The sequence below is a fragment of the Arthrobacter sp. UM1 genome, from assembly GCF_020483305.1.
Classification (GTDB): domain Bacteria; phylum Actinomycetota; class Actinomycetes; order Actinomycetales; family Micrococcaceae; genus Falsarthrobacter.
This window is the reverse complement of the sequence record NZ_JACWAB010000003.1, coordinates 186,977-199,125: the sequence shown is the minus strand read 5'-3', so window position 1 is coordinate 199,125 and position 12,149 is coordinate 186,977. Positions and strand designations below refer to the sequence as shown.

Sequence of the window (12,149 nt, the reverse complement as noted above, 5' to 3'; positions counted from 1 at the left end):
CCCGTCAGTCGTCGAAGGGCTCGTGGATCTCGAACGCCGTGATCCGGCCCGGGTCGGAGACCGGCATGTGGGCCACGAGCACTGCGCCGGGACGCAGGTAGGGATCGGCGTCCGGCAGGGACTCGGCGCTGTCGCCGAGCGCGGCCGCGCGGAGCACCGGGAGGATGGTCGGCATGACGGGCCGGTGGCCGCAGTACACGGTCACGTGCTTCGGCTTGAGCAGCTTGGCGAACTTGGCCTGTGTCTTGCCCGGGTTCTCCTTCGCGGAGCGCTCCGTGAACGCGTCCACGTGCTTGACGCGCGGCTTGGACTCGGAGACGAACGGCTGAACGGTCTGGACGCAGCGGGCCCACGGGCTCGTGGCCACGCGGGTGGGGCGCCAGCAGCGCAGGAGGTCCGCGAGCTCCGCGGCCTGCCGGAATCCGGACGGGGCCAAGGGACGCTCGGCCTCGGGGCGCGTCCACTTGGACCGCGGCTTCGCCTTGGCATGGCGGGTCACCACGAGCGGGACGGTCTCGAGCCGGCCCGCGGCCTCGGCGGCCTCGAGGTAGTCGAGGGGAGCGACGTCGGACCGATTGGTCAGCAGCTCCCGGGCGCGGGCGGGGGAGACCCACTCCACGCGGTCCACCTCGGAGCCGTCCGGGTCCGGGACCTGCTCGCCCGCCTGCACGGCCCAGTAGAAGACGGACTTCTCGCCGGCGGAGACGCGGTAGTGGATGGACGGCAGCGGGATGCCGAGCCGGGCCTCGATCCCGATCTCCTCGCGGATCTCGCGGACCGCGCACTCCGGCACGGTCTCGCCCGGGTCCAGCTTGCCCTTCGGCCAGGACCAGTCGTCATAGCGCGGACGGTGGATGAGCAGCACTCTGAGCCCGCGGGCCGAGCGCCGCCACACGATGCCGCCCGCGGCGACGACGTCGTCGCTCTCCCGGCGCACGTGGACGCCGACGGTCTGGGGGAACACCGCGCCCGAGCTCCTCGCCTTCCTGTGGGGCATCCGCTCAGCCCTTTCCGTTCTTGGCTCCGCTCCTGGCGCGCGCCAGAAGCCATTCCTGCACGTCCTCGAGCGGGCGCCCCTCGGCGTCCCGGGAGTGCCGCACCCATTCCCCCGTGCCGGTCAGGTGCCAGCTCGAGGTCGAGTCGGAGAGGTACCGGTCCGCGAGGGTGCCGAGCCAGCGGACCTGGTCCGGGTCCGTGAGCTCCACGAGCGCCTCGACGCGGCGGTCCAGGTTGCGGTGCATCATGTCGGCGGAGCCGATGTGCGCCGTCGGGCTGCCGCCGTTGGCGAAGAGGAAGACGCGGGAGTGCTCGAGGAACCTCCCGAGGACGCTCCGCACGCGGATGTTCTCGCTGAGGCCGGGGACGCCGGGGCGCAGCGCGCAGATGCCCCGGACGATCACGTCCACCTGCACGCCCGCCTGGGAGGCGCGGTAGAGCGCGTCGATGACCGTCTCGTCCACCATCGAGTTGACCTTGACGACGACGCGGGCCGCGAGTCCCGCCTTCGCGTTGCGGATCTCCCGCTCGATCCGGTCGATGAGGCCGGACCGCAGGGAGCGCGGCGCCACGAGGAGGCGCTTGAACGTCGTCTTCGGCGCGTAGCCGGAGAGCTGGTTGAACAGGCGCGAGACGTCCTCGCCCACCTGCTGGTCCGAGGTGAGGAGGCCGAGGTCCTCGTAGAAGCGGGCCGTGCGGGGGTGGTAGTTGCCGGTGCCGATGTGGCAGTAGCGGCGCAGCCCGTCCTTCTCCGCCCGGACCACGAGGCTCAGCTTCGAGTGGGTCTTGAGCCCCACGATCCCGTAGACCACGTGGACGCCGGCCTTCTCCAGCTTGCGGGCCCAGGAGATGTTGGCCTGCTCGTCGAACCGGGCCTTGATCTCCACGAGCGCGAGCACCTGCTTGCCCGCCTCCGCCGCGTCGATGAGGGCGTCCACGATGGGGGAGTCGCCCGAGGTGCGGTAGAGCGTCTGCTTGATCGCCTGCACCTGCGGGTCCGCGGCCGCCTGCTCGAGGAAGGCCTGGACCGAGGTGGAGAACGAGTCGTACGGGTGGTGGAGAAGGATGTCCCGCCGGCGCATCGCGGCGAAGACGTTCGCTGCGTCCGCGGTCTCCGACTCGTTGAGGTAGCGGCTCGTGTGGGCCACGTGCGGGCTGAAGCGCAGCGCGGGCCGGTCGATCGAGCCGAGGATGGAGAGCCCGCGCAGGTCCAGCGGGGCCGGGACCGTGTAGACCTCCTCCTCGCCCACGCCGAGCTCGCGCAGCAGGAGAGCGCGCACGTTCGGGTTGATGTCCTCGGTCAGCTCGAGGCGGACCGGCGGGCCGAAGCGCCGCCGCAGCAGCTCCTTCTCGAGCGCGTGGAGGAGGTTCTCCGCGTCGTCCTCCTCGACCTCCACGTCCTCGTTGCGGGTCACGCGGAAGACGTGGTGCTCCACGACCTCCATCCCCGAGAAGAGCTGGTCGAGATGGACGGCGATGAGGTCTTCGAGCGGCAGGTAGCGCGCCACGCGGGAGGCGTGGGCGGCGGCCCGCGCGCCGTCGACGGCGATGAGGCGCGGCAGCTGGTCCGGCACCTTGACGCGGGCGAAGAGCTCCTTGCCGCTCACCGGGTTCCGCACCACGACGGCGAGGTTGAGCGAGAGGCCCGAGATGTACGGGAACGGGTGCGCCGGGTCCACCGCGAGCGGCGTGAGGATGGGGAACACCTGCTCGTTGAAGTACTCGGTCAGCCGCGCTCTCGCGTCCTCGTCCAGCTCCTCCCAGCGGGTGAGGAAGATGTTCTCCTCCGCGAGGGCGGGGCGGACGCCCTCGGAGAAGGCGCGGGCGTGGCGGAGCTGGAGCTCGAGCGCGGTGCGCTCCAGCTCGTCGAGCTGGTCCGAGGGGCTGATGCCCGCCGCCGAGGGCACGGCGATGCCCGTGGCGATGCGGCGCTTGAGCCCGGCGACGCGGACCATGAAGAACTCGTCGAGGTTCGAGGCGAAGATCGAGAGGAAGTTGACGCGCTCGAGGAGCGGGACGGTCTCGTCCTCTGCCAGCTCGAGGACGCGTGCGTTGAAGTCCAGCCAGGAGATCTCCCGGTCCAGGAAGCGCTCGGAGCCGAAGCCGCCGTCCGGCTCCGGCATGGGCTGCTCCTCGAGGAGCTCGATCCGGTCCTCCGTGGCCCGCGCGCTCGCGGCCTCGGTCTCAGACAGGGGCGAGGAGCCCGGTGTCGGCAGTCCCAGCGTCATGCGGTGCGCTCCCTCCTTCGTGCGAGGCCGCCCGCCCGACGGCAGAGCACGGCCCACTCCAGCCTACGCGAGCTCTGCGGGAGCTCCCTCGGCGTCCGTCTCGGCGGCGTCCCTCGCGAACATCACGTCCGAGGCCGTCTGCTCGAACCCGAACCCGGAGTACACGTGGATGGCCCGCGTGTTCTCCCCCTCGGTGTAGAGGGCGACGGCGCGCGCGCCCTCAGACTGCAGCCGCCTGATCCCCGCGGCCGTCAGCCGCGTGCCCAGGCCGAGGCCCTGAGCGGAGGGGCTCACGCCGATCGCGTAGATCTCGGCCTCGTCCGCGGTGCGCTTGAGCCAGTTGAAGGCGACGATCTCGTCTGCGTCGTCCACGACGAGGAGGAAGTCCTCCGCATCGAACCACGGCTCCCGCATGCGCTCGCGGACGTCCGCCTCGGTGATGGCCCCCTGCTCGGGGTGGTCGGCGAACACCTCCGCGTTGAGGCGCACCCAGGCGGAGAGGTCCCGCCTCGGGTCGAAGGCCCGCATCGCCATTCCCACCGGCAGCGCCTCCTCGGCCGGGACGGGCAGGTCCGCCGGGCGCTCCATCTTGACCAGGTTGCGGACCGCCGTGAAGCCGCTCGTCTCGGCGAGGTGGAGGGCGGCCGGAAGGCTTCCGTGCGCCCACGCGTGCAGTGAGCCTGCGTCCGCCAGTCCGTCATGGGCCACGGTGGAGAGCGCCGCCTCCACGAGCGCCCGTCCCAGGCCCTGCTGGCGGTAGTGCGGGTGGACGGCGAGCTCGAGGGTCGCCTCGGAGTCGCTCGTCACGACGGCGACGCCGGCGAGGTGCTCGATCACCGTCTCCGGGCGGGGCCCGTCCTCTGCGGAGGGCTCGCGCGCCGAGATCCGTCCGGGCGCATGGGCGTAGGCCAGGAGGGTCTCCACGCTCTCGGCCTCTCCGCTGCGCAGCATGACGAGCGACTGGTCGGAGAGCGCCCTGGCGCCGTCGGCCTGCTGCGCGGCGTCCACGACCTCGAGGACGTCGGCCAGCGCGTTCGACTCGAGCGCGCCCCGCACCGGCATGATGCTCCAGACCGTGGCCTCAGGCTGCTCGCGGGTCCGCTCCTGCTCCTGCGATTCCTTCATGCACCCAGCCTATGGCCTGGGACGCGGCCCGTGCCGCGGGGCAGGCGCTTTCCGGTTTGGAGATGGGGGAGGTCGTCTGTAGAGTGGGGACATCGGCTGTTCACCGGAACGAGTTCCGGGGTTCACCCAGACAAGGGGGATGCGTCAGTCGGGACGCCCTTGATACGTTCGATTCGTATGTCCTCCACGGAATCCGCTGCGGATCTCGCAGGGACTGGAAAGGCGCTCGCTTCGGCGGGCGCCTTTTTCTGTGCCGGCTTCCGTGCCGTGGGTCCGCTGCCGAGGGCCCGCTGCCGAGGGCCCGCCTCGAGCGGGGCCGCCTCCCGTTCAGCTCTCGCCGCGCGCGAACTGGTAGCCGACGTTCCGCACCGTGCGGATGCGCCCCTCGTGGTCGGGGCCGAGCTTGGCCCGCAGCCGCCGGACGTGGACGTCTACCGTGCGGGTGCCGCCGAAGTAGTCGTAGCCCCACACTTCGGAGAGCAGCTCCTCGCGGGAGAAGACCCGGTCCGGTGAGGAGGCGAGGAACTTGATGAGCTCGAACTCCTTGTAGGTCAGGTTGAGGGCCCGCCCCTGGACGCGAGCAGTGTAGGCGCCCTCGTCGATCTCGATGCCCGACTCCCGCAGCCGGGAGGGCCCCCGGGCGGCCCCGCGCCGGTCCGCGCCCCGGGCCGCCGCGATCCTCAGACGCGCGTCGATCTCCGCCGGGTCTGCGCTCGCGGACAGGAAGTCGTCGGCCAGCCAGCTTTCATTGACCCCGGTGAACCCGAGCGGGCCGAGCTGGGCGAGCCGTGCCGAGTCCCGCGATGCGGCCGCCCGGGCGAGGGCGTTCTTCGCGCGCAGGACGTGGGCGCGGGCGTCGACGACGACGGGGTCCTCGCCGGAGGGGACCGGCGCGTCGAGGGGGAGGAGGTGCGCGCTGTGCCCGAGGATCTCCAGAGCCTCGCAGAGCGGGTTGTCCCCGGCGGGGGAGTCGGAGAGGACGATGACGCGCACGCAGTCCCCTTCCGTGAACTCCAGTGGGGCGGACACCACCTCGATTATAGAGAGCGCCCGACGGTGCGCAGCGCGATCCCACAGACGGAGCGCCGCCGGACATGGGAGGATACAAGGCGTGAAGCTTTCTGGAGCCGTGCTCGTGCTGGCGGTCGGCCTCGCGGCCCTCGTCGGGTCCGTGTGGGCCGGACCGTGGGCTGCGGCCGCCGTCATGTCCGCGGCCGCCGTGGTGTTTTGCTATGCCTGGCCCTATCTCCTCGGCGTTCCCGCCAAGCGGACCATCTCCACGGTGGGGGCGCTGAGCTCCGTGCTTGCGGTCACCTCCCCGCTCTACGCCCCGCCCGATGTCATGCTGAGGTACGTGCCCGTCTACGTGGGGTTCGGCGTGGCCGCGAGCTTCGTCGTGCAGCTGCTGCGCGGCACCGGCCAGGTGCGGCGCATGGAGTCGCTCATCGGCCTCAGCGCGGGGCTGCTGCTTGCCGGCTCCGGCGCAGGGTGGGTGGCTGTCGCGCGGATCGCCCGGGACTTCACGTCGCAGGACATCATCCAGCAGGCGAGCCGAGGGCAGGGAGCGGTCATCTGCGTGGCCGTGAGCGCCGTGGTGGGCGCCGTCATCCCGCTCATCCAGCCGCGGATGTTCTCCAGCACGCCGATCGTCATCGTCTGCGTCGGCCTCTTCTTCGGTGCGCTCGTGGGGCTCACCACGGAGCTTCCGCTGCCGTCCGGGCTGGCCCTCGGCAGCGTGACGGGGGCGCTGGTCGGGTCTCTCGTGGCGTTGAGCCGCCAGTACGATCTCGTCCCCGCGAAGCGCGTCGTGGCGGCGTCCGGACTGAGCGCCGTCGGCATCCTGGGCGCCATGGCGTACTTCGGCGCCACATTCGCCTGAGCAGGGTTCCCCGGCCGCCGTCGGGACGGCGAGGGGAGTTGCCCGGGTGAGAGCGGGACGACTTAGGATGGAGGCATGTACGCGAATCTTGAAATCTTCTTCACGGCCCTCCTCGGCCTCGCCACTGTCAGCATCCTCGGCTTCGTCGGCCTTGTCCTGAAGAACCTCTTCAAGGGCCAGAAGTAGTCCCGATGCCCATTGAGATCCCCACGCACCTGACCCCGGAGCTCGTCCCGCTCTCCTGGCTGCTCGGCACCTGGAGCGGCGAGGGGCGCCTCGGAGAAGGCCACGAGGGGGACGCGCGCTTCCGCCAGGAGGTCACGTTCTCCCAGGACGGGCTGCCGTTCCTGCGGTACGAGGCCCGCTCCTGGCTTCTCGACGAGGACGGCGCCGAGTTGCGCCCGCTCACGAGCGAGGCCGGCTTCTGGGCGCTGGACCGCAAGCAGACGGACGCGGACGTGGGGCCCGGCATGCGGCCCGCCGAGATCGTTCCGGAGCTCAAGTCCGCGGACGAGGTGGAGCAGCAGCGCAATGACTCGGACGGGTTCGACGTCACCGCCACGATCGTCCACCCCGGCGGCATCGCCGAGCTGTACTACGGCACGGTCAAGGGCGCCGTCATCGAGCTCGCCACGGACATGGTGATGCGCGGCCAGAACTCCAAGGAGTACGCGGCCGCCACCCGCCTCTACGGCCTCGTCAACGGCAGCCTCTTCTTCCGCTGGGACGTCCAGCAGGACGGGGAGCTCGCAGCCCATGCCTCGGTGGCGATGTCCAAGGTGCAGGAGCCCGCTTCGGCGGACCCGGAGGGCTCGGAGGACGAGCCGAAGAGCGAGGGAGGCTCGGACGCGGACGGAGCCGCATCGTCGTGACGGACTCGTTCGCGTGCGGATTCCGGGCAGGCGTCCTGCCGGGCGGCGTCCCGGCTGAGGGCCTCATGGCGGGCTCGGACGCCCACTACGGCCAGCCGGTGGCGGAGCACCGCGCCCTGGCCGCGGGGCGGGCCTTCGCCGTGCTGGGCCATCGCGCGGCCGTCCGGGTGACCGGCGAGGACCGCCTCTCCTGGCTGCACTCGCTCATGAGCCAGGACATGCAGTCCCTCGAGGCGGGCTCGAGCCGCCGAGGCCTCTTCCTCACCGCGCAGGGCCGCATCGAGTTCGACGTGGACGTGGTCGCCAGCATCGACAGCGTCTACCTTCTGACGCGCCGCCAGGACGCCGAGCAGCTCGCCGCGTTCCTCTGCCGCATGCGCTTCATGCTCCGCGTAGACGTGGAGGACCTCTCCGGCAGCCACACGCTCGTGGGCTTCGCCTCCGCGGCCCAGTGGTCGGACCGGGCCCGCGACGCGGTGCGGCACGACGCCGTCGTCGTCTTCAAGGATCCGTGGCGCACGAGCGCCGCCGGGGGATTCGCGTACACCACCCCGGAGGCGGCCGAGCATCTGGCCGAGGCAGACTACTCGTGGAAGGAGGCGCTCGTGCCGAACGAGCGCCTCGGGGAGCTGCTCGAGGTGCTCCAGGGGGAGCGCGTCTCGCCGGCCGGCTCCCAGGCTGTAGAGGCCCTGCGGGTGTTCGCCCTCAAGCCCCTTCACGGCGCGGAGGCGGATGACAAGGCCATTCCCCACGAGCTGGACCTTCTGCGCACCTCGGTGCACCTCGCCAAGGGGTGCTACAAGGGGCAGGAGACCATCGCGCGCGTGCACAATCTCGGGCACCCGCCGCGGCGCCTCGCCTTCCTCTACCTGGACGGCAGCGGCCACACGCTCCCGGAGCCCGGGGACGAGGTCTTCGTCCGCGGCGCGGAGGAGGGCCGTCCCGCCGGCCGTCTGACCTCCGTGGCCCTGCACTCGGAAGCCGGGCCGATCGGCCTGGCCGTGCTCAAGCGGACGGCGGACTCGGAGGCCGAGCTCACCGTGGTCGGGGAGCACGGCCGCGTCGCCGCCAGGCAGCTTCCGGTGGTCAGCGCCGACTCCGGGTCTGTCGTCGGACGCCCGCAGGGCGTGAGGAGGCTCTCGTGAGCGGAGACAGCATGCACGCGGACCCGAACCAGAGGCCTGGCGCCCAGGCGGGCGCGGGGGACACCGCCGCCGAGGCAGCGCCGACGCAGCCGGACGCGATGAGCGCGGATCACCGCGAGGCTGTCATGGATCTCGCCGACCGTCTCTTCGACGCGGCTCGCGAGGGCCGGACCGAGGCGCTCTGCGCGTACGTGGACGCGGGGGCTCCGGTGAACCTCGCGAACGCCACCGGCGACTCTCTGCTCATGCTCGCGGCCTACCACGGACACGCGGACACGGTTCGCGCGCTGGGCCAACGCGGCGCGGACCCGGACCAGATGAACTCTCGCGGCCAGGCGCCCGTGGCAGGAGCCGTCTTCAAGGGCGAGGACGAGGTCCTCGAGGCGCTGCTCGAGCTCCGGGCGGACCCGCACGCCGGGTCTCCCTCGGCCGTCGAGACGGCGCAGTTCTTCGGCAAGCCGGAGCTCGCCGCGCGGCTCGAGGCCCATGCGAAGGGCGGCCAGGCTGGAGCCTGACCGCCCGCTGCGCTGCTGTCCGGTCGCCCTGACCGTGGCTGCCCGCCTGAGGCCTAGCCGAAGAGCATCTCCGCTTCGCGGTAGCGGTCCTCGGGCACCGTCTTGAGGCTGCCGAGCGCGTTGTCGAAGTCCACGGCCGTGATGTCGGTTCCGCGCAGCGAGGCCATCTGGCCCCACTGCTTCCGCGTCACCATGTCCGCCGCGGCCATGCCGAAGCGCGTGGCGAGCACCCGGTCATAGCCGGTCGGCGTCCCTCCGCGCTGAATGTGCCCCAGCACCGTGGAGCGCGTCTCGATGCCCGTCCGCTCCTCGAGCTCGTGCGCCAGGATCTCGCCGATTCCGCCGAGGCGAGGACGGCCGAAGGCGTCGAGGCCCCGGTGCGAGTGCGCGGACTCCTCGCCCTCCGGGACGAAGCCCTCGGCGACGACGACGAGCGGCGCGCGGCCGCGTCCCTGGGCGTCCAGGACCCAGGTGGCCACCTGCTCGTAGGAGACCCTCTTCTCCGGGATGAGGATGGCGTGGGCACCGGCCGCCATGCCGGAGTGCAGCGCGATCCACCCCACGTGGCGGCCCATGACCTCGGCGACCATGCAGCGGCCGTGGGACTCGCCCGTGGTGCGCAGGCGGTCCAGCGCGTCGGTGGCGATCTGGACGGCGGTGTCGAACCCGAAGGTGTAGTCGGTCGAGTCGAGGTCGTTGTCGATGGTCTTGGGCACGCCCACCATGCGGATGCCGGCGCGGTGCAGGCGCTGCGCGGCCGCGAGCGTTCCCTCGCCGCCGATCGCGATGAGGGCGTCGATCCCGTTGGCGTCCATCATCGCCTGGATGTTCTCAGGCCCGCCCTGGGGCCCCTCGAAGGGGTTGGTGCGGGAGGTCCCGAGGATGGTGCCGCCGTGCTTGCCGATGCCGCGGACGCGCACGAGGGGCAGCTCGATGAAGTCTCCCTCGACCACGCCCCGCCAGCCGTTGCGGAAGCCCACGAACTCGTGGTCGTAGAGCCGCGTTCCCCGGAACACGATGGAGCGGATGACGGCGTTGAGGCCGGGGCAGTCGCCGCCGGAGGTCAGGATGCCAATTCTCATGCTCGGCGTCTCCTCGTCTGTCGATGCGGAGACAGCGCAACGGCGCCGTCTCCTGGGATGGAAAGCGGCGCCGTTGCCGAATCGGTCTGTGCTTCCAGGCTACTCCGGAAGCCCTGCTCGGGGCAGGGGCCGGGCGGGCCCGGTCAGGGGCGCGTCAGGCGCGCGGCTGCTTCGAGTCCAGCTCCTTCAGCCAGTTCTCGAGGTGGATCTTGCCGAGGCCGTCCGGCAGGAGGATCCACAGGACGGCGTAGAGGCCGACCCCGAAGACCGGGAGGAAGCCGAGCGCGACGACGACGGCCCGGACGATCCAGACGTTGGCGCCGGTGGCCTCCGCGAGGGAGGCGCAGATGCCGCCGAGCAGGCCATGGGAGGAGCGCTTGAAGGGGATGGAGCGCAGGGCGCCGAAGACGGGAGCCACGAAGGAGAACCAGTTCATGGTCAGGATTCCTTTCCGAGGAAGGTCTGGAGTCGGGTGACGCCCTCAACGAGGTCGTCGTCCCCGAGAGCATAGGACATGCGGATGAACCCGCTGGGGCCGAAAGCCTCTCCGGGGACCACGGCGACGTCGACGGCCTCGAGGATCGCCTCGGCGAGCTCGGCGCTCGTCGTCGGCGTGACCTCGCCGCTTTCGGTCTTCAGGGTGCGGCCGAGCAGCGGGCGGACGTCGGCGTACACGTAGAAGGCTCCCTTGGGGGTGGGGCACTCGACGCCGTCGATCTCGTTGAGCATCGAGACGATGGTCCGGCGGCGGCGGTCGAAGGCCTTCTTCATCTCGTCGACCGCGGACAGGTCGCCGGTCACCGCGGCGAGGGCGGCCCGCTGGGCGACGTTGTTCACGTTGCTCGTGGCGTGGGACTGCAGGTTCGCGGCCGCCTTGACGATGTCCGCGGGCGCGACCATCCAGCCCACGCGCCACCCCGTCATGGCGTAGGTCTTGGCCACCCCGTTGAGGATGACCACGCGGTCCTTCAGCTCGGGGACCGAGGCGATCGAGGCGAACTCGGCGTCGTCGTACGTGAGGTGCTCGTAGATCTCGTCCGTGATGACCCAGATGCCCTTCTCCGCGGCCCACTCGCCGATGGCCCGGATCTGCTCCGGCGGGTAGACGGAGCCGGTGGGGTTGGAGGGGGAGACGAAGAGGAGGACCTTGGTGTTCTCGGTCAGCGCGTCCTCGAGCTGCTGCACCGTGACGAGGTAGTCCTGCTCCGGGCCCGCGAAGACCTCGACCGGCACGCCGCCCGCGAGCTTCACGGCCTCGGGGTACGTGGTCCAGTAGGGGGCGGGGATGATGACCTCGTCGCCCGGGTCGACGAGCGTGGCGAAGGCCTCGTAGACGGCCTGCTTGCCGCCGTTCGTGACGAGCACGTTCTCCGGCTCAGCCGGGTACCCGGAGTCCCGGACGGTCTTCTCCGCGATGGCCTTGCGCAGCTCGGGAAGGCCCGGGGTGGGGGAGTAGCGGTGGTTGCGCGGGTCGCGCGCCGCCTCGACGGCGGCCTCCACGATGTAGTCGGGGGTGGGGAAGTCCGGCTCCCCGGCGCCGAATCCGATCACCGGGCGGCCGGCGGCCTTGAGCGCCTTGGCCTTGGAGTCGACGGCGAGGGTGGCGGACTCGGCGATGGCGGAGACGCGCTCGCTGACGCGCCGGTGCTGGGCAGGGCGGGAGTTCGACATGCCCCCAGCATAGGCGTGTGAAACCGGGCGGCACCAGGCGTTCGGTTCGACCTTCCGCGGGTTCTCCGGTATAATGAATTCTCGCGTCCCTGTCGGGCTCAGGCCCGGCGTCGCGGCGCCGTTCTCCTCGCGAGAATGAAGGGTAGTGGCGCAATTGGTAGCGCAGCGGTCTCCAAAACCGCAGGTTGCAGGTTCGAGTCCTGTCTGCCCTGCGAGCATGCCGGCTCCGGTCTTCCCCGGAAGGCCGGCGGGCATGCTGAGTCAAGCTGAGCGGCGGATCCCTCGTCGCCCGGCACCGAGGTTCTCGCCGCCAGGCTGAGAGCCTTTCGTTGCATGGTGAGGAAGTTTGAGTGTCTGACAGCGTAGCGAGGCCGTCCTCGGCAAGCGAGGCACGGGAGTCCAAGGGGTTCTTCGGGAGGATCGTCCAGTTCCTCCGCGAGGTCCTGCTGGAGCTGAAGAAGGTCACGTACCCCACAGGGCCGGAGCTCCTCCGCTTCACCATCGTCGTCATGGTGTTCGTGGCGTTCATGATGCTTCTCGTGACCGGGCTGGACTTCGTGTTCGGCAAGGGAGCGATGTGGCTCTTCGGGGGATCCCCAGGAAAGTGACGTAAAATTCCGTGAGAGGAATGCGCAG

The 12,149-nt window shown here is 71.0% G+C and carries 12 protein-coding genes and 1 tRNA gene; 6 read left to right on the top strand and 7 right to left on the bottom strand.

Going from position 1 to position 12,149, the window contains the following annotated elements; all coding sequences use genetic code 11:
• Positions 1 to 4: 4 nt before the first annotated feature.
• The 4 genes from H9I38_RS06000 to H9I38_RS05985 all read right to left on the bottom strand — a co-directional run bounded on the left by H9I38_RS06000 (position 5) and on the right by H9I38_RS05985 (position 5,378).
• Positions 5 to 964, bottom strand: a complete 960-nt coding sequence (locus H9I38_RS06000) for an NUDIX hydrolase (RefSeq protein ID WP_226337852.1) — start codon at positions 962 to 964, stop codon at positions 5 to 7.
• 37 nt (positions 965 to 1,001) lie between these two features.
• Positions 1,002 to 3,224, bottom strand: a complete 2,223-nt coding sequence (locus H9I38_RS05995; RefSeq protein ID WP_226337851.1) for an RNA degradosome polyphosphate kinase — start codon at positions 3,222 to 3,224, stop codon at positions 1,002 to 1,004.
• Between the two features lie 63 nt (positions 3,225 to 3,287).
• A complete protein-coding gene (mshD, locus tag H9I38_RS05990; RefSeq protein WP_226337850.1) occupies positions 3,288 to 4,349 on the bottom strand; it encodes a mycothiol synthase in 1,062 nt (353 codons plus the stop codon).
• Positions 4,350 to 4,676: 327 nt separating this feature from the next.
• Positions 4,677 to 5,378 carry a winged helix-turn-helix domain-containing protein gene (locus H9I38_RS05985; protein ID WP_226337849.1) on the bottom strand — a complete coding sequence of 234 codons (702 nt, stop codon included), beginning with the start codon at positions 5,376 to 5,378 and terminating at the stop codon, positions 4,677 to 4,679.
• An 82-nt stretch (positions 5,379 to 5,460) separates the two neighbouring features.
• On the opposite strand from H9I38_RS05985, the gene H9I38_RS05980 reads away from it, so the two are divergent.
• The 4 genes from H9I38_RS05980 (at position 5,461) to H9I38_RS05965 (ending at position 8,760) form a co-directional block, all read left to right on the top strand.
• Positions 5,461 to 6,228 carry a hypothetical protein gene (locus tag H9I38_RS05980; RefSeq protein WP_226337848.1) on the top strand — a complete coding sequence of 256 codons (768 nt, stop codon included), beginning with the start codon at positions 5,461 to 5,463 and terminating at the stop codon, positions 6,226 to 6,228.
• Between the two features lie 191 nt (positions 6,229 to 6,419).
• Positions 6,420 to 7,100: an FABP family protein gene (locus H9I38_RS05975; protein ID WP_226337847.1), complete on the top strand. Its 681-nt coding sequence runs from the start codon at positions 6,420 to 6,422 to the stop codon at positions 7,098 to 7,100.
• Entirely contained in the window at positions 7,097 to 8,245 is a 1,149-nt protein-coding gene (locus tag H9I38_RS05970) for a YgfZ/GcvT domain-containing protein (RefSeq protein ID WP_226337846.1), read from the top strand. The genes H9I38_RS05975 and H9I38_RS05970 overlap by 4 nt, the downstream gene beginning before the upstream one ends.
• Positions 8,242 to 8,760 (top strand): ankyrin repeat domain-containing protein, encoded by a 519-nt coding sequence (locus H9I38_RS05965; protein WP_226337845.1) that lies wholly within the window; start codon positions 8,242 to 8,244, stop codon positions 8,758 to 8,760. The genes H9I38_RS05970 and H9I38_RS05965 overlap by 4 nt, the downstream gene beginning before the upstream one ends.
• 53 nt (positions 8,761 to 8,813) lie before the next feature.
• Here H9I38_RS05965 and H9I38_RS05960 read toward each other — a convergent pair whose 3' ends face one another.
• The 3 genes from H9I38_RS05960 to H9I38_RS05950 all read right to left on the bottom strand — a co-directional run bounded on the left by H9I38_RS05960 (position 8,814) and on the right by H9I38_RS05950 (position 11,513).
• Positions 8,814 to 9,842, bottom strand: coding sequence for a 6-phosphofructokinase (locus H9I38_RS05960; RefSeq protein WP_226337844.1), 1,029 nt, complete (start codon positions 9,840 to 9,842; stop codon positions 8,814 to 8,816).
• A gap of 154 nt (positions 9,843 to 9,996) precedes the next feature.
• Entirely contained in the window at positions 9,997 to 10,278 is a 282-nt protein-coding gene (locus tag H9I38_RS05955; RefSeq protein ID WP_226337843.1) for a PspC domain-containing protein, read from the bottom strand.
• Positions 10,279 to 10,280: 2 nt separating this feature from the next.
• Positions 10,281 to 11,513, bottom strand: coding sequence for a pyridoxal phosphate-dependent aminotransferase (locus H9I38_RS05950; RefSeq protein ID WP_226337842.1), 1,233 nt, complete (start codon positions 11,511 to 11,513; stop codon positions 10,281 to 10,283).
• Positions 11,514 to 11,652: 139 nt separating this feature from the next.
• On the opposite strand from H9I38_RS05950, the gene H9I38_RS05945 reads away from it, so the two are divergent.
• Positions 11,653 to 11,725, top strand: a tRNA-Trp gene (locus H9I38_RS05945).
• A gap of 138 nt (positions 11,726 to 11,863) precedes the next feature.
• Positions 11,864 to 12,121 carry a preprotein translocase subunit SecE gene (gene secE, locus H9I38_RS05940; RefSeq protein WP_226337841.1) on the top strand — a complete coding sequence of 86 codons (258 nt, stop codon included), beginning with the start codon at positions 11,864 to 11,866 and terminating at the stop codon, positions 12,119 to 12,121.
• Positions 12,122 to 12,149: the final 28 nt, after the last annotated feature.

Coding starts and splice junctions, on each gene's coding strand:
- mshD (WP_226337850.1), bottom strand. CDS start 4,349: ATGAAGGAATCGCAGGAGCAGGAGCGGACCCGCGAGCAGCCTGAGGCC.
- H9I38_RS05955 (WP_226337843.1), bottom strand. CDS start 10,278: ATGAACTGGTTCTCCTTCGTGGCTCCCGTCTTCGGCGCCCTGCGCTCC.
- H9I38_RS05975 (WP_226337847.1), top strand. CDS start 6,420: ATGCCCATTGAGATCCCCACGCACCTGACCCCGGAGCTCGTCCCGCTC.
- H9I38_RS05995 (WP_226337851.1), bottom strand. CDS start 3,224: ATGACGCTGGGACTGCCGACACCGGGCTCCTCGCCCCTGTCTGAGACC.
- H9I38_RS05960 (WP_226337844.1), bottom strand. CDS start 9,842: ATGAGAATTGGCATCCTGACCTCCGGCGGCGACTGCCCCGGCCTCAAC.
- H9I38_RS05950 (WP_226337842.1), bottom strand. CDS start 11,513: ATGTCGAACTCCCGCCCTGCCCAGCACCGGCGCGTCAGCGAGCGCGTC.